Here is a 22,898-nt window from a genome sequence, read left to right on the forward strand (position 1 = left end):
TCCCCCACAACCACAACAACCCACACACACCACCCTCACCAGCCACAACCACGATGAAACAACCCCATTGGGGCGCTCTGGGCTAGGAGCCGGCGACCGGGGTTCCGCCGCCGCGGATGTGCGTCGGCGGGCCTTCGACGCCGCAGTGGTAGCACTCGCCCAGGTGGGGGCACTCGTCGTCGGGCCCGGCCGCGGCCGGTGGCTCGAGGACGCCGTTGTGGATGCCCAGCGCGATCAGCCCGCCGGCGATCGCCAGCGCCGCGCAGATGATGAGCGCCGTGCGCCAGCCCGCGGTGAGCGCGACCGGGTCGGCGTACGCCTCGCCGGTCAGCCCGGCCGCGGCGGGCAGCACCGCCACCGCGAGCAGGCCGCCCGAGCGGGCGATCGCGTTGTTGACGCCGGACGCGACGCCGGCGTAGCGGTCCGGGGCCGCGGCGAGCACCGTCGCCGTCACCGGGGCCACCACCGTCGCCAGCCCGAGCCCGAACACCACGACCGCCGGCAACACCGTGCCGAGGTAGGACGCGCCGGGTGCGATGCGCAGCATCAGCAGCATCCCGATGCCGACGACGATCGGGCCGACGACCAGCTGCGTGCGCGGGCCGATGCGCTGCGCGAGCGCGCCGGAGCGGCCCGAAAGCAGCAGCATGATCACCGTCAGCGGCAGGCCGGCCAGCCCGGCCGCGGTCGGCGAGTAGCCGAGCGACACCTGCAGCTGCATGACCAGCAGCATCATCACGCCGCCGAGCGCCGCGTAGACGACGAACGTCAGGGCGTTGGACAACGTGAAGGTCCGGTCGCGGAACAGCGCGGGCGGCACGAGCGGTTCGGCCGAGCGGTGCTGGACGGCGACGAACGAGGCCAGCCCGGCGATCCCCAGCAGGCCCGCGACCAGCACGAGCGGGTCGCCGACGCCGCGGGCGGGCGCCTCCACCAGCGCGCCGGTGACGCCGGCGAGGCCGACGGCGCCGAGCGCGGCGGCGCCGAAGTCCGGGTGCCCGGTGGCCTCCGCATCGCGGGATTCGGGGACGAACCGGCGCGCCATGAGCACCACGGCGACCGCGATCGGCACGTTGATGAGGAACGCCAGCCGCCACGACCAGACCTGCACCAGGAAGCCGCCGAGCAGCGGCCCGGCGGCGGCCGCGATGCCGCCGAGGCCGGACCAGGCGCCGATCGCGCGGGCACGGGCGTCGTGCGCGAAGGACGCCTGGAGGATCGCGAGCGACCCCGGGGTCAGGAGGGCGCCGCCGACGCCCTGCAGGATCCGCATCGCGACCAGCATCTCGGTCGACGTCGCCGCGGCGCACAGCCCGGACGCGATGCCGAACCAGACGACGCCGATCAGGTACATGCGGCGACGGCCGTACCGGTCGCCGAGCGAACCGGCGACGAGGATCAGCGCGGCGAGCGCCAGCATGTAGCCGTCGAGGATCCACTGGAGCCCCGCCACGGAAGCGTTCAGTTCGGCGCCGATGCGGGGCAGCGCGACGTTGACGATCGTCCCGTCGAGCATCGCCATGCCGGACCCGAGGATGGTGGTCGCGAGCACGCCGCGGGCAGCGTGGGTGCCCCACCGGATCCCGGTGTCTTCAGTGGAATTCACCGCCCAACTCCACCGTGCCCGGAGACCCCCGTCAACCGCGGGGGTGCTCCGGTCCGCCGATCACGGCAGCAGCGTCGTCACGAACTTGTAGCGGTCACCCCGGTAGACCGAGCGGGCGAACTCGACCGGCTTGCCGTCCGTGGCGAACGAGTGGCGGGTCAGCATCAGCACCGGCATGCCGACGTCCGCGCCGAGCATCTCCGCTTCCTGCGGCCCCGCCAGCGACGTCTCGATCGTTTCTTCCGCGCGTTCCAGTTCGACGCCGTAGTGCTCGCGTAGAACGGCGTACAACGATCCGCCGGCCGAGACGTGTTTGCGCAGCCCGCGGAACCGGCCGAGCGGGAGGTGGGTGGTCTCCAGCGCCATCGGCTGCGAGTCCGCCAGTCGAAGCCGTCGAAGACGAAGGATTTTCGCGCCGGTCCGGATTCCGAGCAGCTTCGCCAGATCGCCCTCGACCGGCATTTCCTCGACTTCGAGCAGCTTCGACGACGGCTTCAGGCCCTGCTTGCGCATGTCCTCGGTGTAGGAGGACAGCTGCAGCCGCTGCGCGAGCTTCGGCTCGGCCGCGAAGGTGCCTTTTCCCTGTACACGGTGCAGCCGGCCCTCGGCGGTCAGGTCGGCCAGCGCCTGGCGCACGGTGGTGCGGGAGACCGTGAACTCCCCGGCGAGCGCGCGTTCGGTGGGGATCGGCGACCCCGGCGGCAGCACGTCCAGGAGGTCGAGGAGGTGCTGCTTCAGCGCCCAGTACTTGGGCTCGCGCTGCCCGCGCATCCCGGCGACGGCGCCCGCCTCGCCCGTGGTGGTGGTCTCCAACATGCCCGGCTCCCTATGTCTTCCCTCATCGCACGCCACGTCCCCGTAAGAAACGTACCCTTTTCCCCAAACGCGCCGCCCCTATAACATTGGTCTAGACCTGACCGACGCCGCCTGAGTCCGGTACATAATGCCGGAGGTGGAGAGGAAAATGATGACCGAACAACGGCCCGGCGAGCACATGGCCGCGGAGATCGCCCAGCAGCCGGACGTCTTGGCGGGACTGGTGCAGCGTCAGGCGGAAATCGCCGAAGTGGCGGAAAAGATCTCACACCGGCCTCCGCGGTTCGCATTGCTCGCCGCGCGTGGATCGAGCGACCACGCAGCGTTGTACGCGAAGTACCTGATCGAGGTACTGCTGGGCCTTCCGGCCGGTCTGGTTTCCCCGTCCACGGCCACGCTGTACGGCGCGCGGCCCGATCTGCGGGACGTGCTGTTCGTCACGGTCAGCCAGAGCGGTGGCTCGCCTGACCTGATCGAGGTCACCGAAACAGCGCGGCGCCAGGGCGCGCTGACCGTCTCGGTCACCAACACGCCGGACTCGCCGCTGCGCGCGGCGTCCGAACTCGGCGTCGACATCGGCGCGGGCGTGGAGAAGGCCGTCGCGGCCACCAAGACGTACTCCGCGACGCTGATGGCGCTGTACCTGCTCATCGACGCGGTGCGCGGCGGCAAAGCGGCCGACGCCGAGAAGATCGGCGAGCTGGCGCAGCAGACCCTCGACGGCGCGGCCGAGGGCGTGCAGCGCGCGGTCGACCGGTACCGCTTCGTGGACCGGATCCTCACCACCGGCCGCGGCTACTCCTACGCCAGCGCGCTCGAGGGTTCGCTCAAGCTCGCCGAGACCAGCTACCTCGCCGCCCGCGCGTACAGCGGCGCGGACCTGCTGCACGGCCCGGTGGCGGCGGTGGACGGCGAGACCGCCGTGCTCGCGGTGACCAGCGCCGGGCACGGCGGCCGGGCGATGCACGAGGTCCTCGAGGCCGTCGGCAAGCGCGGCGCGGACGTCCTCGCGGTCGGCTCGGCCGCCGCCGAGGTGCCCGCGGCGCTGCGCATCGACGTCGCGCCGACGGTCGAGGAGCTCGCGCCGATCCTGGAGATCCTGCCGATCCAGCGGATCGCGCTCGGCCTCTCGCTGGCCCGTGGCGGCGACCCGGACAGCCCGCGCGGCCTGCTGAAGGTGACCAAGACCCGGTGAGCTTCGCGGTGGGCGTCGACGCCGGTGGCACGTCGACCAGGGCCGCCCTGGTCGACGCCGCCGGCGCGGTGCTGGGCACCGGGCGCGGCGAAGGGGCCAACCCCAACGCGCACGCGCCCGAGGTCGCCGCGGGCCGGATCGCGGACGCGATCACCGCGGCGCTCGGCGCCCGTGACCCCGGCGCCGTGCGGGCGTGCGTCGTCGGCATGGCCGGGGTCAGCAAGCTGAGCGACCGGGGCGTGGCGGCGGTCTTCGACGCGGCGTGGACGCGAATCGGTCTCACGTGTGCGGTGCGGACCGTCGCCGACGCCGAAGTGGCGTACGCGTCGGCCACCCCGGCGCCGGACGGGACGGTCGTCGTCGCCGGCACCGGCTCGATCGTGGGCCGGATCCGCAAGCGGCGGCTCGCGGGCACGACCGGCGGCTACGGCTGGTTGCTCGGCGACGAGGGCTCCGCGTTCTGGCTCGGCCGCGAAGCCGTCCGTTCCACTTTGGAGGCGCTCGGGCGCGGGCTGCCGCTCGACGGGCTGCCGTCGGCGGTGCTCGCCGCCGCGCTCGGACTGTCCGGTTTGGACGTCCGCAGCGATGCCGAGCGGCTGGCCGCGTCCCGGGCGCTGATCACGGCGGCCAACGCCGAGGCACCCGTCCGGCTCGCCCGCTTCGCCCCGTTGGTGAGCGCGGCGCACGACGCGGGCGAGCCCGCGGCCCGCGAGATCGTCGCCCGCGCCGCCGGCCTGTTGGTCGAAAACGCCCTCGCCGCGCGGGAGCCCGGCGAGTCGACGCCGGTGGTGCTCGTCGGCTCGGTGCTCACCGGGGCGAGCCCGGTCGGCGAGCTCGTGCGACGGCGGCTGGCCGGTCTTGAGGTGCTGACCAGCTCCGATGGGGTGCTCGGCGCGGCCTGGCTGGCCGCCGTGGACGCCTTCGGCGAGGGCGCGCCGCGGCCCCGGCCGTCAGGATATTGAGCAAAACGCGGCGCAAAGACGCGAAACCGTCGACTGAACCCGGGTAGGCCGGGTACCGTAGGCAGTGGCCCCCGGACCCTCCCCCCTCGCCGGGGGCCGCCTTATGCCCCGGGTACGTCGTCCGAGCGGGTTTCCGGAGCCAGGCGCAGGCCGGGATGCTCCGGCGGCAACGCCCGGTAGAGCACCCAGCCACTGACCGCGACGGTCAGCGCGACGAGCGGCCACGACAGCACTGTGCGGGCCACGCCGAGCGCGAGCACCTGGCCGGCCGACCACAGCAGGCCGTAGACGACCACGCGCAGCGTGTACTGGAGCACCCACACCCAGCTGGCGAGCGAGTAGGCCCTCAGCAGCACGGGGTCGCGGCGCCAGCGCGTCTTCTGGCCCAGCAGCAGGCCGACGACGACGCCGAGCAGCGGCCAGCGCACGACGATGCTGGCCGCCCACAGCAGCGCGCTGGCCACATTGGACATCAGCTGCAGCAGGAAGAAGTCCTGCGCGCGGCCGGTGTGCAGGGCGATCAGCGCGGCCGCGACGACGGCGGCGAGGCTGACGACCAGCGCGCGGACCTTGCCACCGCGGGCGACCCGGTAGATCCCGACCGCGACGGCGACCACAACGGCGGCGCCGGCACCCCAGGCGACGGACTGCCCGGCGGCGAGCCAGCCGACGACGAAGCCGACGGGCGGGATGCTGGCGTCGAGCGCGCCCCGGCGGCCACCGAGGATCTGCGCGAGCGATTCACGGGGTTCTCCGGACACGTGTCCAGCCTGCCGGATCGGGCCCGGAACGCCCCGGGCAGGGAGATTTTCGCCACATCGGGTGTCCGCTTTGCCTTCGAGTGTGCGGTTTCGCGGCATGCGGCAGGTGAAGACTACGTAATGAAGAGGCGCAGAAGGCCGACAAGATAAGACACTGTTACTGCAGGCTGAACGCGCAGGGTGGCAACGGGGGTTGCAGCCCGATGGTTAGTTGAGGTGTACAACTACATGTCGGGGTGTGTCGGTCGCAGGATGGGAAGGGGACCCACGTGTATGGATTCGACAGTTACGTAGCCCTCGGTGACAGCTTCACCGAGGGCCTGAACGACGACCTGCCGGACGGCTCCTTCCGCGGCTGGGCGGACCGGCTCGCGGAGGTGCTGGCGGGGGGCCGGAACGACTTCCGCTACGCCAACCTGGCGCTGCGGGGCAAGCTGCTCGACGAGATCCTGGACGAGCAGCTGCCGATCGCCCTGGAACTGAAGCCCGACCTGGTCACGCTGTGCGCGGGCGGCAACGACATCATCGTCCCGGGCGCGGACGTCGACGCGGTCACCGAGCGCCTGGAGGAGGGCGTGGCGAAGCTGCGCGAGGCGGGCATCCCGGTGCTGATGTTCAACGGCCCCGACACGAAGGTGCTGTCGGTGATGTCGGTGCTGCGCGGCAAGGTGGCGATCTACAACACGAACCTGTGGGCGATCGCCGAGCGCCACGGAGCCCGCATGGTCGACCTGTGGACAATGGGTCCCTTGCACGACCGCCGAGCCTGGAGCGACGACCGGCTGCACTTTTCCCCGGAAGGCCACCGCCGGATCGCCTTCAGGGCGGCGGAGGTGCTGGGCATCCCCCTGGAGGCGGACTGGCGCGAGCCGTGGCCGCTGGAGGTGGCCCCGAGCCGCTGGATCGACTCGCGGCGCTCGGATCTGACGTGGACGAAGGTGCACCTGCTGCCGTGGATCCGGCGGCAGCTTCGGGGCCAGTCGATGGGGGATGGGTTGTCGCCCAAGCGGCCGAAGCTGGTGCCGCTGGTGCCGTTGGAAGTGCTTGAGGTGACGGAGAGCGCTCAGAAGCAGGCGAGCTGAGGCCTCAGGTTCCCTGAAGGTCCCCTTCAGGTCCGGGCCGCAGGTGGGGTTTGCGCCGGCCTTCAGCGTCGGGAATGAGTCATTCGGGGCGTCGGAGGTCCCCGATGACTCGTTCGGGACAGATGCGACCCTGGTCGGATTTGGGCCACCTCCGCACTGTTGACTGCGCTGCGCATGCCCTCGGCGCGTCCCGCTCTGCCGCCCCTGCGCTCCGCCGTCCGCCGCCGCGAGGCCCTACCGCCCTCTGTCACCGACTACCCCGCCCCACCGCGCGCCAATCCCCCGCCCCACCAGCCCCGGACGCAAGCCCGCCCTCCCAGGGGGAGCCACCCGCTTCCAGCGTATCCGCCACCACCGACACTAAGTACCCAACCGATCACAAACCCCAGACTTATCCACATGTCGACTTACCTGGGGACAACTTGTGGATCACCACCCGGATTCAGGTCGCCAACCCGCCCCACCAGGCTTACAGTCCCCTTATGTCCGGTGGTCGGCGCTGGATCCTCGTGGTCCCGATCGCGGTGCTGGTCACCGCACTGCTCGCGGGCGTCGCCACCTGGGCTCAGTCCGGGAACATCGAACGCGACCTCGTCGGCCGGGCGCAGACCGCGCTCTTCGAAGCCGGGCTGCCGACCGGGGATGTCCGCTTCGATGGCCGTGATGCCACCCTCAGCAGCATCCCGCCCGACAAAGCGCTGAGAGCACTCGAAGTCGTCCAGCGGGTCGAGGGGGTCCGGTCCGCCAAGTTCAACGGCGACGTCATCCCCGTGGCTCCGAGCACCACCGCGAGCCCGCCGCCGCCCACGACCAGCACCACTGCGAGCCCGCCGCCCACCACCAGCACCACCGCGCCGCCGCCCACCGACAAGGCCGGGGTGCAAGCCGAGATCGATCGGCTGCTCGCCGAGGCGCCCGTCTCCTTCGAACCGGACTCCGCGCGGCTCACCCCTGAGGGGGAACAGGCCGCCCGGAGCATTGCGATCGCCCTCGCCAAGGCGCCCGCGGGCTTCCGCTACCGCGTCACCGGGCACGTGGCCCGGGGCCCCGGCGGCGAGGGCGCCGCTCTGAAGCTCTCCCGGGACCGCGCCCGGGCCGTCGCGCGGATCCTCACCTCCAACGGGCTGGCGGCCAAACGCGTGACCTACCGGGGGCTGGGCGACACCCGGCCGTCCACCGGCGGCGAAGAAGACAGGCGCGTCGAAATCACGGTCGTATAGGGGTGATGAGCACATGATGTGGCTGTTCGGGCAGATCTGGCTGTGGCTGATCGTCGCCTTCGCCCTCGGTGCGCTGACCTCGTGGCTCGTCCTGCGCGCCAGACCCAGACCGAGCCCCGAGCCCAGCCCCGAACCGAGCGCCGAAGCGGAACCGCTGTACGAGCCCGTACCGCCGCCGCTGTCGGTCGAGCAAACCCAGTTCATCCCCGCCGCCTGGGCTCAGCACGGGCCCGACCCGCGCGCGAGCGTCCACGACGACGAAGCGCCCGAACCCGTCGGGCACCGCGAAGGGCACCTGCCGCTGCCGCCGCAGCGCGGGGCGCAGGCCGAGGACTGGCCCACCGAAGACGAGCCCGCCTGGCCGGAGTCCGAAGAGGCCCCGCAGTGGCCGCACCAGCCTGGGCGCGGTAGCTGACACCCATCCTGGTAAGTTCGGCTACGCACTGTGAGCGAGGCCTGAGGAGGGGGTGGAGTGGCGCTCCCCCATTGGACGTCGCAGCAGGTCCTGCCGCCGGGCCGGCACGCGGGTGACCTCGCCGACGTCTACGAACGCCTGGTGTTCGACGCCCCGCACCAGAACGATCGCGAGATCCTGTTCAGCGCGCTCAACAGCTACCTCGGCGTCGCCCGGCGGATCATCCCGTCCGGCCGCGCCTGGATCGGCGGCGAGCTCATCACCCGCACCGCCCACCCACCGCAAAGCCTCGACGTCGTCCTCATCCCGGACGAGTGGGGCGCGCTCAAGCGGCTCGACGACGCCGGCCGGTCCGCGCTCTACGGCCTGCTCACGCTGCGCGGCGTGATCATCGGGCAGCCGGCGATGTACCTCGACCAGGTGCAGCCCGTCGGCGGCATGCTGGACGGCTTCCTGTGCCGCCCCGGCGACGAGGACGTGTGGGCCGAGGTCTGGGCCCAAGGCGGCAGGGGCTACCCGGAGATGATCTGGTGAGGAACGAGTTCCGGCGCATCGCCGACGAAATCCCCGGCGGCACGTGGCTCGACGACCTGGCCCGCGCGTCGGCGATGGCGGCCAACGCCAAGTTCGAGCGGACGTCCCGCTCACCGCTGCTGCACGTCTCGGTGATCGGCGAACAGACCATCGACGCCTACACCTTCTCCGACATCAGCCGCGCCCTGCAGGACGCGACCGCGAAGATCGGGCACATCATCCGGAACCCGGCCGGCGAGGTCACCCAGGTCCAGCAGGCCGACCGGGACAAGGCGCCGCTGATCCAGCGCGGCCAGGCGGGCAACGCGATCTTCTTCGGCTTCCCGGAGCTCGACGTCTCCGACGACGCCCTGATCATCGACGGCATCGAGACGCTGTCCGAGCGAGCCGTCAAGGAACTCTGCGACTTCCTGCCGGCGAACGGCTCGGACGACGGCGCGCTCGACGCCGTGCTGCTCCAGCGCGACACCGTCCGCAACGCGGTGAGCGACATCGTCAACGCCGTGGCGAAGAACGCCGGCATCGGGATGGCGCTGACCCCGACCGCGGGCGAGCAGGTCACCCGCAGCATGACCACCGAGCAGGCGCGGATCCTGCAGGGCAGCCTGCGCGAGTCCCGTGAAGAAGTCGGCTACGAGACGGTGCGCGGGCGGCTCGACGGCGTCCGCACCCGGCGGCGCATCTTCTACCTCGACCGTGAGTCCGGCGGGACCATCCAGGGCGCGGTGGCCCCGGACCTGCTCGACGAAATCAAGGAGAACCTCGACCGCCCGGTGACCGCCCGGTTGCGCGTCGTGCGCACGACGACGATCGACGGCCGCCGCGGCCGGCCCGTCTTCGAACTTCTCGAAATCACCCCGGAAGTAAGTCTTTTCGACTGAGAAGTCCGTTATGCGACTTTCGTCTTGAACGCCGGTACCTACCGTCGTCGTAAGCCTCACGGTGGTGCCGGGTTGTCCGTACGGTATTTACGATACCGGCTGCGAGGTCGCGAAAGACCACGTCGAACAGTGGGAACTCCGATATTCTTCCCATTGATCACCGGGCCACACCCTGCCCGCGATGTCAGGAAATATCGGTACCCGACGCCAAATGGTGGGACAATGACTTTTTCCAGAATGTAACAATTTCGTCCGGGGCCACACTTATGGGTTAACGTCGTCGCACTCCCACCCGAAGGGGTTCGCATGATGACCGACCCGCAGTACCCCCCGGCCACCGCGCGCCACGGCAGACCCGCGCCGCCGGTGACGGCCACGGAGCGTCGTCAAGCCAACGCGAAGAACGGGCGGAACCTCCCGGCGATCGCCGGGCTGGTGCTCGGCGTGGCGGCACTGGCCGTCACGTTCGTCCCGGACGTCGGGTTCGTCGCGTGGCCGCTGGGCGGGCTGGCCCTCGTGCTGGGAATCGCCGGGTTGGTCCAGGTCAAGAAGGGCACCGCGGGCGACCGCGGGCTGGCGATCACCGCCACCGCCGTCGCGGCCGCCGCGTTGCTCACGACGGCCGGGACGCTGCTGTACTCGACCTTCCTCGATGGCGGCGAGTCCGGGCTGCACCTGCCCGCGGTGGCCGGCGACAAGCACGCCGTGACGTTCCAGGTCACCTCCGCCGGCGGCGCGACCGTCCGCTACGGCAGCCTCAACGACCAGCGCACCGAAAACGCGCCCGCCAGCACCGACGCCTGGCAGGGCCAGGCGTCCTACAACAATGGCTCCTACCTGTTGACGCTCACCGCGGACACCCGCAATGCGACGGTCAGCAACGAAATCAGCTGCGCCATTCTGGTCGACGGCAAGAAGGTCGCGGAAAACAGCGGGACGACGATCGCGCTCTGCACCGCGAACGTCGGCTGAAGCCAGGCGGCACCCGCCTGGCGACCGGCCGGCCTACCCCCACGTCGGCCGGCCGGGCCGCCACGAGCCGCTCCTGGCGGCTCCGGGCCCCGCAGCGGTTTCCCGCGCGGGGCCTGGCACCGGCGTCTCAGCCTGCCCCTCCCCTAGGGCTCTGCCGGCACCGCCGAACCTACGCGGACACCGCCCGCGCCCACTAAGAATCCACTAAGGATTTTGCGCACAGCGGGGGTCGTGACCCATTCGCAACCGAATTCCCGCCACCGACGTCGGGTTGCCGCAGTTCGAAAGATGTCGGAAAGCCTTCACTGCAGATCGGCGAGTTCGGTACGCACCTCACCGACGAGCTTCGGGTGCACGCGCTCGTAAATGCGCACCGACAACGCCAGTTGTTCGCGCGCGCCGTCGATGTCGCCCCGGGCCCGCAGCACCCGGCCCAGCGTCAGCCGCAGCGCCCCTTCCCGCGCGACGAACTCGCGGCTGATCGCGAGGTCGATCGCCTCCCAGGCGTACTGCTCGGCCGCCTCGTGGTCGCCGGCCCGCAGGCTCAGCTCGGCCAGCTTGTCCAGCGAGACGACGACCTGGTCGTCGTCGCCCAGTTCGCGGTCGATCCGCAGGCCGGCGCGCTGGTGGGCGATCGCGTCGGCGAGCCGGCCCGCCCGTTTCTCCGCCTGCGCGCAGCTGCTGAGCGCCTGCCCGCGCAGGGTGACGTCGGGGGCGTTCGCGACGGCCTCGGTCAGCCGTTCGATGGCCTTTTTGTGTTCGCCGAGCCGGCTCAGCGCACGCCCGAGGTGCAGGTCCACCGACGTGCGCAGCCGCTCGTCGGTGAGCGCGGCGGACAGCTCCGCCGCCCGTTCGGCGTCGGCGAGGCCGGACTCCGGCAGCTCGAACGTCAGCGCGATCTCGCAGCGCGCGAGCCGCAGCCAGCACTGCCCGGCGACGTCGCCCGCGGCCTCGGCGGCGGTGATCCCGAGATCGGCCATCCGCGACCACTCGTCCAGCAGCGGGCAGGCGACGCGGTAGGTGTGCGCCAGCCGGGCCAGCCGCCAGACGTCGTCGTGGCGGCCCGCGGCGTACGCGGCGTCGAGCACCGCCAAGAGGTTCGGCCACTCGGCCGCGAACCAGACCTGCGCCTCGGCGAAGCCGGTCAGCGGCGGCATCGCCTCGTCGGCGAGCACGCCGGAGAAGTCGAGCGGGTCGGCGACCCGGCGCAGCCGTCGCCGCGCCCGGTCGGCCACCGCCTGGTAGTAGCGGACCGTCCAGCCGAGCGCCTCGTCGCGCTCCTTCTCGCCGAGTTCCTGTTCCGCGAGCTCCCGCAGGTAGAGCCAGACGAGGTCGTGCGGCACGAAGACGTCACGCTCGGTCTCGGCGATGAGGTTGTGCGCGGCCAGCGCGCGCAGCCGCCGCCGGGCTTCGACCACCGGGATCTGCGCGACCGCCGCCATCAGGTGCGGCCCCACCATCACGCCGGGCACCGCGCCCAGCTGCAGGAACGTCTCGGCGACTTCGCCGGGCAGGCCGCGGAAGGAGACGTCGAACGCGGCGCGGACGCTGTCGTCGGCGCCGTCGACCTGCAGCCCGGCCAGCCGGGTGCGTTCGTTGCCGAGCTCGTCGACCAGTTCCTCCGCGGTCCGTTGCGCGCTCGCCGAGAGCCGCGCACCCGCGATCCGCAGCGCCAGCGGGAGGTAGCCGCAGAGCCGCGCGAGGGCGTGGTTGAGGCTCGCCGGGCCGGCGAGCTCTTCGATGAGCCGCACGGCGTCGTCGGGCGCGAGCGTGCCGAGCACGCGCTGCTTGGCCGCGTTCGACACGGCGAGCCCGTCGAGGCGCGAACGGCTGGTCACCACCGTCATCGTCCGCGCGCTCGGCGGGAGCAGCGGACGCACCTGCTCGGCGGTGCGGGCGTCGTCGAGCAGCACCAGCATCCGCCGCCCGGCGATCAGCGACCGGTAGAGCGCGACGCGCTCGTGCAGCAGCTCCGGGATCTTCGCGGTGTCGACGCCGAGGCCGAGCAGGAACTGGGTGAGCAGCTCGGCCGGCTCCAGCGGCGGGTGGTGCGGGTCGAAGCCGCGCAGCGACGCGAACAGGACGCCGTCCGGGAACCGCGGCGCCACCCGGTGCGCCCACCACACGACCAGGGTGCTCTTGCCGACCCCGGCGGTGCCGGTGACCACGGCGATCGTCGTTTCCCCCGCCTCGACGCGGGTGACCAGCCCGTCGAGCCACGCCAGTTCGTCGTCGCGCCCGGCCAGGCTGGGCACGGCCGCAGGCAGCTGCGAAATCGCCCGGCCCGAGCTTTCACGTGAAAGCTCGGGCCCCAGGTGGGAGCTTTCACGTGAAAGCTCGGCCAGGTCGTCGTTGAGGACTCGCTCGTGGAGCCAGCGCAGCTCGGCGCCGGGCTCGACGCCGAGGGTGCGCAGGGTCGCGCGGGAGACGGTCCGGTACAGCTCGAGCGCGTCCCCGCGGCGCCCCGCGTGGTACAGCGCCCGCATCAGCTGACCGGCCGTGCGCTCGGCCAGCGGGTCGGCCCGGACGATCGGGCTGAGCTCGACGATCAGCTCCGCGTGCCGGCCGAGTTCGAGGTCGGCGTCGACGCGCGCGCCGTGCACGGCCTTGCGGAGGTCCTCCAGTTCGGGGGCCCGCAGCGAGTCGGGCACCCCGCCCAGCGCGGGGCCCTGCCAGAGCGCGAGCGCTTCGGCCAGCAGCGCGGCCGCGACCTCCGGCGTGGCCACGGACGCGCGGTCCAGCAACGTGCGCACCCGGTGGACGTCGATCCGGTCGGGCTCGACGTCCAGCCGGTAGCCCGGCGGGGTGGTGAGGATGCTCAGCCCATCGAGGTCGCGCAGGATCCGCCGCAGGTGGGAGACGTTGCCGTGGACGATGGTGCGCGCGGTCGCCGGCGGGTCGTGGCCCCACAGCGCGTCGATGATCTCGTCGACCCCGACGACCTTGCCGGGTTTGAGGGCCAGCAGCGCGAGCAGGCCGCGGACACCGGGTCCGCCGATCGGGATCGCGTCGTCGCCGTGGAACAGCTGCACGGGCCCGAGCAGCTGGAGGCGGGTTTGGGCCATGCTCGCGCCCACCTCCCCGGGTCCACGGTGTCCCGGCGTCGCCCTCGCCGGAAAAGTCAACCTACCGTGATCGCCGCCCGGCGAATACCGCCCCTCCGGGCCGGGACCAGGTGGTTTCCCGGCGCTGCGGATTCCGCAGCCGGGGTGTGGCGCGCCTGCGGTTGACGCTGACGTGACAGGACCCCGCACCACCGGTCCCGATCCGGTGGTGCGGGGTCGCTGTTGAAACTTCGGCCGGGCCGCCAGGGGGCCGGTCCGCCCGTCCGCCACCGAGGGCAACCGGGCGGGTGAGCTCACCCCGAGCGAAGTACCCGCCGCCGGTCGTCCACGAAGACGTGTTGCGCGGACCACACGCCCACGCGGTGGCGAAACGGTAACAAAGCGCACCGGGACGGTCACCGGCGGGGGTGGGATCCACGCCCGCGCCTGCTTCGGCTCAGCGCGTGATCGGCGTCGAGTCGCGGCCGGCGATGAACGCGGGCCGCGGCGCGCCGGCCGCGAACGGCTCCCGCAGGGCGTTCTCCACGCTGTTGAACACCAGGAAGATGTTCGAGCGCGGGTACGGGGTGATGTTGTTCCCCGAGCCGTGCATGGTGTTCGAGTCGAACCACAGCGCCGAGCCGGCCTGGCCGGTGAACTGGTCGATGCCGTGCTCGGCCGCCAGCCTCGTGATGTCGTCCTCGCCCGGCACGCCCACCGGCTGGTCCTTGAGCGAGCTCTTGTAGTTCTCGTCCGGCGTCTCGCCGGCGCACTGGACGAACGTCCGGTGCGAGCCCGGCATGATCATCAGACCGCCGTTGAACGGGTGGTTCTCGGTCAGCGCGATGGAGCAGCTGACCGCGCGCGGCGACGGCATGCCGTCCTCCGCGTGCCAGGTTTCGAAGTCCGAATGCCAGTAGAACCCGGTGCCCTTGAAGCCGGGCATGTAGTTGACCCGGCTCTGGTGGAGGTACACCTCGGAGCCGAGCAGCTGCCGGGCCCGGTCCAGCACGCGCGGGTCGCGCACCAGCTCGGCGATCAGGTCCGAAATCTCGTGCACGCCGAAGATCGACCGGACCTCACCGGTCTTCGCCTCGGTGATCACGCGCTCGTCACGGGCGAGCTCCCGGTCGGAGGACAACCGCACCAGCTCCTGCCAGTACGTCTGCACCTCCCCGACGGAGAGCGTGTCCTCGACCACGGTGTAGCCCTTGGTCTCGTGGTTCGCCAGCGTGGCGGCGTCGATCGGCCCGTCGGCTCCGGTACCCCACACCGTGGGGTGCACGCGCGGCAGGTGGGCCGGCGTACCGGTGATCCGGGTCGGGTACCGGTCCTCGACCCGGGTGTCCGTCAGCGTCACGGGATTCGCCTCCTGGTTGCTTACGCGTCCTCGGTGAGCAGCGGGTACACGCCGTTTTTGTCGTGCACCTCGCGGCCGGTCACCGGGGGGTTGAACACGCACACGCACTTGATCTCGGTCCTCGGCCGGACCTGGTGCTTGTCGTGGTCGTTGAGCAGGTAGAGCGTGCCGGGCTTGAGCTCGTACACCTTGCCGGTGGCCAGGTCCTCGATCTCGCCCTCACCGGAGGTGATGAACACCGCCTCGATGTGGTTGGCGTACCAGAAGTCGTTGACCGTCCCCGCGTAGAGCGTGGTCTCGTGCACCGAGAAGCCGACGCCCTCCTTGGCGAGGATGATCCGCTTGCTGCGCCAGTTCTCGGTCTTGATGTCGGCGTCGGTGTCGGTGATCTCGTCGAGCGTGCGGACGAGCACGGGTACTCCCTTACTTGGTCAGGACGGCCTTGACGGACTCGTCGATGATCGACAGGCCCTGCGTCAGCTCGTCGTCGGTCAGCGTCAGCGGCGGCAGCAGTTTCATGACTTCGCCGTCGGGGCCGGAGGTTTCCATCAGCAGGCCGCGGGCGAACGCCTCGGCGCAGACGCGCCCGGCCAGGTCACCGTTCGGGAACTCGAGGCCGCGCGCCAGGCCACGGCCCTTGGCGAGCAGCTTCGCTTCCGGGTAAGCCTCGACGATCCCGCTGAACGCGGTCGCGATGCGCTCGCCCTTCGCCTTGGTCGACTTCTCGAGCGCGTCGTCGCTCCAGTAGGTGTCGATCGCTTCCTTGGCGGTGACGAACGCGGGGCTGATCCCGCGGAAGGTGCCGTTGTGCTCGCCCGGCTCCCAGACGTCGAGCTCCGGCTTGATGAGCGTCAGCGCCATCGGGATGCCGTAGCCGCTGATGGACTTGGACAGGCAGACGATGTCCGGCGTGATCCCGGCTTCCTCGAAGCTGAAGAACGGGCCGGTGCGGCCGCAGCCCATCTGGACGTCGTCCAGGATCAGCAGGATGTGGTGGCGCTTGCAGAGGTCGTCGAGCCCCTTCAGCCACTCCAGGCGCGCGGCGTTGATGCCGCCTTCGCCCTGCACGCCTTCGACGATCACCGCGGCCGGCTCGTTGAGCCCGCTGCCGGAGTCCTGCAGGAGCTTCTCGAAGTAGAGGAAGTCCGGCATCGCGCCGTCGAAGTACTGGTCGTACGGCATCGGGGTGGCGTGCACCAGCGGGACGCCGGCAGCGCCGCGCTTCATCGAGTTGCCGGTGACCGACAACGCGCCCAGCGTCATGCCGTGGAAGGCGTTGGTGAAGTTGATGACCGACTCGCGGCCGGTCACCTTGCGCGCCAGCTTCAGCGCGGCCTCGACGGCGTTCGCGCCGCCCGGCCCCGGGAACACGACCTTGTAGCCGAACCCGCGCGGGTCGAGGACCTTGTCGCGGAAGGTCTGCAGGAAGTCCCGCTTGGCCACGGTGAACATGTCCAGGGCGTGGGTGACGCCGTCGCGCTGGATGTAGTCGATCAGGGCCTGCTTCAGCTGCGGGTTGTTGTGCCCGTAGTTCAGCGCGCCCGCCCCGGCGAAGAAGTCCAGATAGGGCTTTCCGCTCTCGTCGTGGAGCCAGCTGCCCTGCGCGCGGTCGAACACGACCGGCCAGCCGCGGCTGTAGCTGCGTACTTCCGATTCGAGCTCTTCGAAGATGCTCATGTGTTTCTTTCTCTCCTAATCGCCCGGATTCGTCGGCGCCGTCAGCGGACCGATGCGGTAAAGCTCTTCCGGCAGGTGCCCGGCCTCGGGGAAATCCTCCCCGCCGAACAGCACACTGGTTTCCGTGGCGGCGTTCCACCGCTTCGCGAACGACGTGAACAGCCGGATGGACGCCTCGTTGTCCGGGGTGATCGTGGTCTCGAGGTAACGCACCCCCGCGCCGGTCAGCCGCGTGTACAGCGCGTCGAGCAGGGCCCCGGCCAGGCCCTTCCCGCGCTGGGACGCGTCGACGGCGATCTGCCAGACGAGCGCCGCCCCGGGGTCGTCCGGCCTGCGGTAGGCGATGACAAAACCGACCGCCTTGCCGTCCTCGCGCGCGACCACCGAAGACTCGGCGAAATCGCGGCACCACAGCATGTATGCGTACGGCGAGTTGAGATCGAGCTTGGCGGAATCACGCGCGATTCGCCACAGCTGCGCGCCGTCCGCCTTGGTCGGGGATTCGATCAAGTGCGTTACGGACATACTCAGGAAACGTAACAGAGAATTTTCCGCGTGCCAGCGATGCAGGTCACGACCCCGCTATGACCTGCGGCGACGAAGAGTACCCGGTGAGCAGTCCCACAAACGTGTTTGAGGTGGGATCTTGAGGGGCATGCGTCTGGGGCCGCTTGAGCTTGCGCTGGTTCAGTGCTTTGCGCGTTCGAGGGTGGCCTGTTCCCTTGGCCTTGTTTTGGTTGCCTGGCTGCGGGGTGAACGTCCGGTGGCGGTTCCGCCTACGTTGAGCACCAAGCTCTTCTGCTTGCGGGACTGCTCTTTGCGGGCCGTCAGTCTGCGGGTCACTGCGCTGGCCGGCATCACCAGTGCCGGGAGGATCAGGACGCCCGAGACCGCCAGCCACCACACCGCTCCACGGCCTTCGCGCCAGCCCGCCACCACCTCGCCCAGCCAGCCGAAGAACGGGTGGGCCAACGGCGGCAGGAATGCGGCCAGCAGCAAGGCCGCCACGATCAGTGCTCCCAGTGCCGCGAACAGCTTTCTTGCGGTGTGGCCCGTCGTGAGCAGTGCGGTGGCCAGGTAGATCGCCGCTCCCGCCAATATCGGGAGGCCTATCCACTGCAGGACCGCGCCGCCGTTGTTGCCGAGCACCAAGCCGGCCAGCAAAGCCAGTACGCCCGCGGCCAGCGAGCCCGCCGGGCCCAGCCTGGAGGCGCCCTGGGAAACCCTTGCCGTGCTTCTGGCCACGGTTCGGAGGATGGTCGCCGCGGTCCGGGGCCAGCCGCCCGGTAGGTGGAACGCCACCGTTCCCGCGTTGACCGTCGCCGCGCCCAGGGCCACCAGGGTTCTGGTCAGGCGGGCGGTGCCCTGCTCTCCCGCTATCTTCTCCGCCGATACGCGGCACGCCTGGAACTGGGCCTGAGCTTTGGCGACGTCGGGCGGGGGCCGGTCCTCCGCCAGTGCCTTCTCGACGTCCCGGCGGTCGTCGGCGTCGTACCGCGCTGTGCGCGTGACCACCGGGAGTTCTTCCGCCGCTATCTCCGCCTGGCGGGTGCGGGCCAGCACCATCGCCGTCACCGGAAGGCTGACCGGGCGATGGTGTGCGAACTCGACCGGGTTCAGGTCGGCGTCGAGGCCGAGGAACGCCAGCTCGGCCGCCAGCTCGTCGCGCAGCTGGGCCGCCTCGGCCGGGGTGCAGCGGTCGGACTCGTCCGGTTTGCGCCAGCCCGGCTTGAGGGCGGCGGTGAGCTCGTTGCGGAACTGCTCCGGTCCGACGATGTCGCGGAGCGTCTCCAGGCGGACCGGGTCGAGCAGGCACTGGACCAGCCAGCCCGCGCCGTCGATGCGACCCCACATCCAGTCGCTGGCTCGCCACGACGCCTTGTAGAACGCGCCGAAGTAGCTCGCCTGCATCCCGGTCAGCTTGTCCCACGACCGGCGCCGCGTCATGTCCAGCAGCGTCCGGGAATCGGCGCTGACCTGCACGAGGTCGACCCGCTGGTCAACCGACGGGGCCTGGGCGAGCAGCCCGCGCGTCGCCACGTGCAGGGCCAGCAGCCGGGCCTGCACCACGTCGTCCTCTTCGGTTCCCGGGGTCAGGGCCAGCCAGTTCAGCAGCGTGGTCACCGTGCCGGCGTCGTCTTCCGCGGCCAGCGCCCGCAGTGTCGGCGCCGCCGCCCGCAGGCCCGCGACCACCTTCGGCCACGCCTCGGCGACGGCGGCCGAGCGGCCCAGCCCGGCCCACTCCTCGGCGAGCTCGCGGATCCAGACCTCCAGGGTGCTGCTCGCGCCGGGCCCGGTGTGCGCGGCCACCCACTGCGCGAGCCGGACCCCGCGGCCGGCGGTCCGGCGTGCTTCGTGCAGCTGGGCGCGTGCGTCGTTGAGCGATTCCGCGCGCGTGGCGTCCGGCCGGAGCCGGAACCGGCGTTGATCAGCTGCAGGCCCGTCGCGACGGCGTCGTCGAGCGCGGACGTCCGGTAGCGGACCAGGTCGTCCACCGGCACGCTCGCGGCGGGCGGCGCGGCGGGGACGCCGGTGCTGAGCCCGGCCACGGCGATCGCGCGCAGCTGGCGCGACATCCCGGACGCCCAGTCGCGGTCCGGGGTGTCCGCGGCGGACAGCGCGTACCGGCGGGCGGCGGCCCGCACCAGCTCGGCGGCGTCCTCGGCGGTCCGGCGCTCGAGGTACGCGGCGGCGATCCGCGCGTCGACCAGGCATTCCGGCCCGCCGCGCAGGCCCAGCGCGGCCAGCGAGACGCGGGTGTCCCTGGCGCGGAGCACGGCGTCGTTGTGCCGGGTCAGGTCGTCCAGCTCGGCGCTGATCGACTGGCTCATCACGGTGTTGACGACCTTGGCCATCGCGTTCGACAGCAGCGGCGGGTCCGCCGCGTCGCAGCCGGCGGCGTCGGTTTCGCGTTCGCCGGTCGGCACGACGTAGAGCAGCAGCCGGCGAACGTCCACGTGGGAGGTGCGCTCGAAGATCTCCCGCAACGCGGGCCGCAACGGCTTGTTGAGCAGCACCCCGCCGTCGGTCAGCCAGTGCGAGCGGATCAGCTCGGTGTACGGCGTCATGTCGGGGTGCAGCCGGTCGGTGCCTTCGGTGCCGATCGGCATCCGGGACAGCTCGAACGCGCCGGGGAAGGACGCGGTGGAGCGCGCCGCCAGCGCGAGCGGCCCCTCCACCCCGATGGTCCACAGTGGACCACAGAACCGGAAGAGCATCCGGTGTTCGGTGTCGCGCACCAGGTTCCCGAGCGCATCGTCGAAGCGGGTGGTCTCGCCGTCGATCATCGTGCCGGTGAGCAGCACGGTGATGTCGGGTTCGTCGGCGGGCGGAGCCCCCTCGGCGGTGATCTTCCGCAGCGCCCGTTCGACGTCTTCGAGCAGCACGCGGTCCCCGTCGAGCACCGACCGCGGCTGCGGCTCCCGCGCGTCCCGGACCAGGTTCTCCAGCGAGCCGGTGGTGATCCAGGTGTCCCGCAGGACCTGCGGCGTGGAGCCGAAGGCCTCGGCCAGGCCGAGGCAGGCGGCGTTGATGCCGCCGGCACTGGTCCCGGTCAGGACGTCGATCGAGACGCTCGCGCGCAGGACGTCGAGCAGAGTGCGGTAGAGGCCGGGCGGGGTGTCCCCGCGCGACTCCCGCAGCAGCTGCGACGTCTCGGTGGCGACCCCGCCCATCCAGATGGCCAGGCTGGCGCCCCCGACCATGGTCATCGCGAGGCGGATTTCCTGCTGCCACGGTTCCGCGGTCTCGGCCATGGGGTGCTCCCGGCGATCGGACTTCCTGACGCAAAATAGAGGCGAAAGGCGAGCACGGGGATACGTCCGGGGGCACGGCCGTTCGGGTGGACTTGTTCGCCCGCATGGCCGCCGGCGGAGATGGAGGGCTCCGGCCGGGGTCAGGTCGTGATCGCGGCGAGCGCGGCCTCTATCGCAGCCACCAATCGGTGGTCGCGTCCGAGCACGGACATACCCAGGACGAGGCTGGTGCGGAGCTCCGTCTCCGCGCCGGCCGGATCCCCCCGCTCCCAGAGCGCGCGGCCGAGCTCGTAGCGCGCGGCCAGAGTCCGGACGTGCTTGCTGCCCAACACGCGCTCGCGGACCGCGATCACGGCGCGGAGCTCGGCTTCCGCGTGCGCCGGCTTCCCCCGCTCCCGCAGCACGCGGCCGAGCTCGTGACGCGCGGCCAACGTAAGACCATGCTCGGGACCGAGCGCGTGCGTTTCCACGGCAACGAGTTCCCGGAATTCCGCCTCCGCGCCGGCCAGGTCTCCTTGATCGCAGCGCACACAGGCAAGCTCATGCCGGGCGGCCAGGGTGCCGGGGTGTTCACTGCCCCGTATCCGCTGTTGGGTGGCGATCAACCCCCGAAGTTCCGTCTCGGCTCCGGCGAGGTCGCCTCGTTCCCGCAATATGCAGGCAAGCTGGTGGCGGACTTTCAACGTATTGAGGTGCTCGGTACCCAGCAGCCGCCCGCGAGCGGCGAGCACCTCGCGGAACTCCGCTTCCGCGCCGGCCAGCTCCCCCCGCTCCCGTAGCGTTCGGGCCACGTTCCGCCGGGTGACGAACGTATCCGGGTGTTCGGTGCCCAGTATCCGCTCACGAGCGGCGAGCACCTCGCGGAACTCCGCTTCCGCAGCGGCCGTTTCTCCCCGTATTCGCAGCACACAGGCGAGGTTGTTGCGGGTTGCCAAGGTGTCGAGGTGTTCAGGTCCCAGCAAACGCATCCGGATGCCCAACGCGCGCCGGTACAGCCGATCGGCCTCGGCGCTCAAACCGACCTCGTCGACATAATCGGCCGTCCGATGGGCCACGCCGGCCACCCGAAGATCCCGAAGGTCATCCGCACCGGTGTCGGGCTCCCCTTCATCGATGGCGTTCTGACAGTGCGGTAGCAACATCCGCCACACCGGCCACGTCCCCGGATCCACGAAGCCCAATCCCCGCGTAGCCCGCTCCAGCAACGCCAGGCACGTCATCCGGTATTGCCCGGCGTCCGTCACCGCATCCGCCTGCCACCGGCAACTGTCACGCACCACCGGGTGCACGACGACCGCGTCGCGTTCCCCCGTCTCCGCGTCACCCGCACGGTGCTCGAGCAGTCCCAGGCCGATCAACCCGCCTATGACCTCGACCAAGCTGGCCGGTGTCACCCCGGCGAAGATCGCCGTGTCCGTCAGTACCGACGCGTCCAGCACCTCATACGGGATCGGCGCGGCAGCCAGGAAAGAGGCCAGCCGCAGCACCGGCCGAGCCAGCGGAAATCCTCGCGTCACCAGCAAATCCAGCGACAACTCCCAGGTTTTGCCCAGCAGCTCGCGTTCAGCCAGGATGGTGCCGTCGGTAGGGACGGTGATGTCGGCCAGGCGTGTCTCCCACGCTGTGCCGTACTCGGCGAAGGAACGTGGTACCACCAAACCCGGCAAGGCCGGAGTTGTCGCGGTTGCCGCCAGATAACGCCCTGCCAGGCGCAGCGCCAGAGGCAGCCCGCCCAGACGCCGGGCCAAGTCCACTGCCGCGGCCAGGTCACCGGCTCGCGGCGCCAAGTCCAGCAGGACCGCGGCGCCGTCCGCGTCACTCAACGCCGCCACCGCCCGCCGCCGGAGCTGCCCCGGCCAGGCCCCTGCGCGGCCGTCCCGGCTGGTGATCACCACGGTGCCGGTCGAGGCCGGCGTGCGGATCCACCCCCGGCCGTCGACCACGCCATCCGGACCGGCCAGGACCGCCGGATCATCGGCGTTGTCGACCAGCAGCAGCCAGCACCCCGTGCGCGCGTCGAGTGTGCGCCACAGCAGCTCTGCTGCCGAGCTACGCCCGGACCACGCGTCCTTGACCTGGTGCCAGTCCGCACCGGCGTCGATCGCGACCTCACGCAGCCCCTGCGCGAGGCTGGTGGAGTTGGTCGCGTCGACCCACCACACCGTGGCTTCGTCGCGAAGCACGCGCGCCGCCGACAGCGCGACCGTGGTCTTGCCGTACCCGCCACCGCCGTGCAAGACCAGGACGGAGCCGGTGCCCGACCGCACCTGCTCGGTCAAGAGGCCCACCAGCGCAGCCCGGCCACGCACCTCGTGCGCCAACCGGCTCCAGGGCACGGTGGCCGAACCGGCTCCCGGCTCCAGGGGTGCTTCACCCGGGCCGATGTTGACCTGCGCGGCGTTGATCGAGCCGGCCTGGACCACCAGCCCGGCAACGTCCCCGCGGATCTTGTTTTCGCTTTGATCGCTGCGCTGCTCATCCATCGTGCCAACACCCTGCCGGTCGACCATCCAGTGGCCGATGCGCAACAAGCGCTTCCGCGTAGCCCATCAACCCGCCTCATGCACTGTCACCAAGACCGCACGCCGGCACAACCCGCGCCCGTGTCCGCTCGGCCG

General features: G+C 71.2%; 17 protein-coding genes and 1 pseudogene. 8 read left to right on the forward strand and 10 right to left on the reverse strand.

Annotated elements, in window-relative coordinates; all coding sequences use genetic code 11:
- Positions 1-82: 82 nt before the first annotated feature.
- Positions 83-1,606 (reverse strand): MFS transporter, encoded by a 1,524-nt coding sequence (locus tag Q5425_RS21420; protein ID WP_308674048.1) that lies wholly within the window; start codon positions 1,604-1,606, stop codon positions 83-85.
- A 60-nt stretch (positions 1,607-1,666) separates the two neighbouring features.
- Positions 1,667-2,422, reverse strand: a complete 756-nt coding sequence (locus Q5425_RS21425; protein ID WP_086846871.1) for a GntR family transcriptional regulator — start codon at positions 2,420-2,422, stop codon at positions 1,667-1,669.
- A 148-nt stretch (positions 2,423-2,570) separates the two neighbouring features.
- On the opposite strand from Q5425_RS21425, the gene Q5425_RS21430 reads away from it, so the two are divergent.
- Together Q5425_RS21430 and Q5425_RS21435 are read left to right on the forward strand one after the other, a co-directional pair.
- On the forward strand, positions 2,571-3,617 hold the full coding sequence (locus Q5425_RS21430) for an SIS domain-containing protein (protein WP_308674049.1): 1,047 nt from the start codon (positions 2,571-2,573) through the stop codon (positions 3,615-3,617).
- The gene (locus Q5425_RS21435) at positions 3,614-4,579 is read left to right on the forward strand and encodes a BadF/BadG/BcrA/BcrD ATPase family protein (protein ID WP_308674050.1); all 966 of its coding nucleotides are present in this window, start codon (positions 3,614-3,616) and stop codon (positions 4,577-4,579) included. Before Q5425_RS21430 ends, Q5425_RS21435 begins: the two co-directional genes overlap by 4 nt.
- Before the next feature lie 101 nt (positions 4,580-4,680).
- Here Q5425_RS21435 and Q5425_RS21440 read toward each other — a convergent pair whose 3' ends face one another.
- Positions 4,681-5,340, reverse strand: coding sequence for a DUF3159 domain-containing protein (locus Q5425_RS21440; RefSeq protein ID WP_308674051.1), 660 nt, complete (start codon positions 5,338-5,340; stop codon positions 4,681-4,683).
- Between the two features lie 269 nt (positions 5,341-5,609).
- On the opposite strand from Q5425_RS21440, the gene Q5425_RS21445 reads away from it, so the two are divergent.
- From Q5425_RS21445 to Q5425_RS21470, 6 genes are all read left to right on the forward strand, one after another.
- On the forward strand, positions 5,610-6,422 hold the full coding sequence (locus Q5425_RS21445) for an SGNH/GDSL hydrolase family protein (RefSeq protein WP_308674052.1): 813 nt from the start codon (positions 5,610-5,612) through the stop codon (positions 6,420-6,422).
- A 482-nt stretch (positions 6,423-6,904) separates the two neighbouring features.
- Positions 6,905-7,642, forward strand: a complete 738-nt coding sequence (locus Q5425_RS21450) for an OmpA family protein (RefSeq protein WP_308674053.1) — start codon at positions 6,905-6,907, stop codon at positions 7,640-7,642.
- 13 nt (positions 7,643-7,655) lie between these two features.
- On the forward strand, positions 7,656-8,057 hold the full coding sequence (locus tag Q5425_RS21455; protein WP_308674054.1) for a hypothetical protein: 402 nt from the start codon (positions 7,656-7,658) through the stop codon (positions 8,055-8,057).
- Between the two features lie 57 nt (positions 8,058-8,114).
- Positions 8,115-8,591 (forward strand): DUF6932 family protein, encoded by a 477-nt coding sequence (locus Q5425_RS21460; RefSeq protein ID WP_308674055.1) that lies wholly within the window; start codon positions 8,115-8,117, stop codon positions 8,589-8,591.
- The gene (locus Q5425_RS21465; protein ID WP_308674056.1) at positions 8,588-9,472 is read left to right on the forward strand and encodes a hypothetical protein; all 885 of its coding nucleotides are present in this window, start codon (positions 8,588-8,590) and stop codon (positions 9,470-9,472) included. The genes Q5425_RS21460 and Q5425_RS21465 overlap by 4 nt, the downstream gene beginning before the upstream one ends.
- Before the next feature lie 306 nt (positions 9,473-9,778).
- A complete protein-coding gene (locus tag Q5425_RS21470) occupies positions 9,779-10,444 on the forward strand; it encodes a DUF4190 domain-containing protein (protein WP_308674057.1) in 666 nt (221 codons plus the stop codon).
- Positions 10,445-10,746: 302 nt separating this feature from the next.
- Here Q5425_RS21470 and Q5425_RS21475 read toward each other — a convergent pair whose 3' ends face one another.
- From Q5425_RS21475 to Q5425_RS21510, 7 genes and pseudogenes are all read right to left on the reverse strand, one after another.
- Positions 10,747-13,509 carry a BTAD domain-containing putative transcriptional regulator gene (locus tag Q5425_RS21475; RefSeq protein ID WP_308674058.1) on the reverse strand — a complete coding sequence of 921 codons (2,763 nt, stop codon included), beginning with the start codon at positions 13,507-13,509 and terminating at the stop codon, positions 10,747-10,749.
- A 436-nt stretch (positions 13,510-13,945) separates the two neighbouring features.
- A complete protein-coding gene (gene thpD / locus Q5425_RS21480) occupies positions 13,946-14,848 on the reverse strand; it encodes an ectoine hydroxylase (protein WP_308674059.1) in 903 nt (300 codons plus the stop codon).
- Positions 14,849-14,868: 20 nt separating this feature from the next.
- Positions 14,869-15,261 (reverse strand): ectoine synthase, encoded by a 393-nt coding sequence (locus Q5425_RS21485; protein WP_308674060.1) that lies wholly within the window; start codon positions 15,259-15,261, stop codon positions 14,869-14,871.
- Between the two features lie 10 nt (positions 15,262-15,271).
- A complete protein-coding gene (ectB, locus tag Q5425_RS21490; RefSeq protein WP_308674061.1) occupies positions 15,272-16,525 on the reverse strand; it encodes a diaminobutyrate--2-oxoglutarate transaminase in 1,254 nt (417 codons plus the stop codon).
- A 15-nt stretch (positions 16,526-16,540) separates the two neighbouring features.
- A complete protein-coding gene (gene ectA, locus Q5425_RS21495) occupies positions 16,541-17,050 on the reverse strand; it encodes a diaminobutyrate acetyltransferase (RefSeq protein WP_396135207.1) in 510 nt (169 codons plus the stop codon).
- Positions 17,051-17,212: 162 nt separating this feature from the next.
- Positions 17,213-20,280 (reverse strand): annotated as a pseudogene (locus tag Q5425_RS21500) (patatin-like protein).
- A gap of 140 nt (positions 20,281-20,420) precedes the next feature.
- Positions 20,421-22,811 carry a tetratricopeptide repeat protein gene (locus Q5425_RS21510; protein WP_308674063.1) on the reverse strand — a complete coding sequence of 797 codons (2,391 nt, stop codon included), beginning with the start codon at positions 22,809-22,811 and terminating at the stop codon, positions 20,421-20,423.
- Between the last annotated feature and the right edge of the window lie 87 nt (positions 22,812-22,898).

This window comes from Amycolatopsis sp. A133 (assembly GCF_031082405.1).
Lineage (GTDB): Bacteria > Actinomycetota > Actinomycetes > Mycobacteriales > Pseudonocardiaceae > Amycolatopsis.

Excerpts from the sequence above, each read along its gene's own strand:
- Q5425_RS21425 (WP_086846871.1), bottom strand. The coding sequence starts at position 2,422 with ATGTTGGAGACCACCACCACGGGCGAGGCGGGCGCCGTCGCCGGGATG.
- Q5425_RS21430 (WP_308674049.1), top strand. The coding sequence starts at position 2,571 with ATGATGACCGAACAACGGCCCGGCGAGCACATGGCCGCGGAGATCGCC.
- Q5425_RS21450 (WP_308674053.1), top strand. The coding sequence starts at position 6,905 with ATGTCCGGTGGTCGGCGCTGGATCCTCGTGGTCCCGATCGCGGTGCTG.
- Q5425_RS21455 (WP_308674054.1), top strand. The coding sequence starts at position 7,656 with ATGATGTGGCTGTTCGGGCAGATCTGGCTGTGGCTGATCGTCGCCTTC.
- Q5425_RS21470 (WP_308674057.1), top strand. The coding sequence starts at position 9,779 with ATGATGACCGACCCGCAGTACCCCCCGGCCACCGCGCGCCACGGCAGA.
- Q5425_RS21475 (WP_308674058.1), bottom strand. The coding sequence starts at position 13,509 with ATGGCCCAAACCCGCCTCCAGCTGCTCGGGCCCGTGCAGCTGTTCCAC.
- ectB (WP_308674061.1), bottom strand. The coding sequence starts at position 16,525 with ATGAGCATCTTCGAAGAGCTCGAATCGGAAGTACGCAGCTACAGCCGC.
- ectA (WP_396135207.1), bottom strand. The coding sequence starts at position 17,050 with ATGTCCGTAACGCACTTGATCGAATCCCCGACCAAGGCGGACGGCGCG.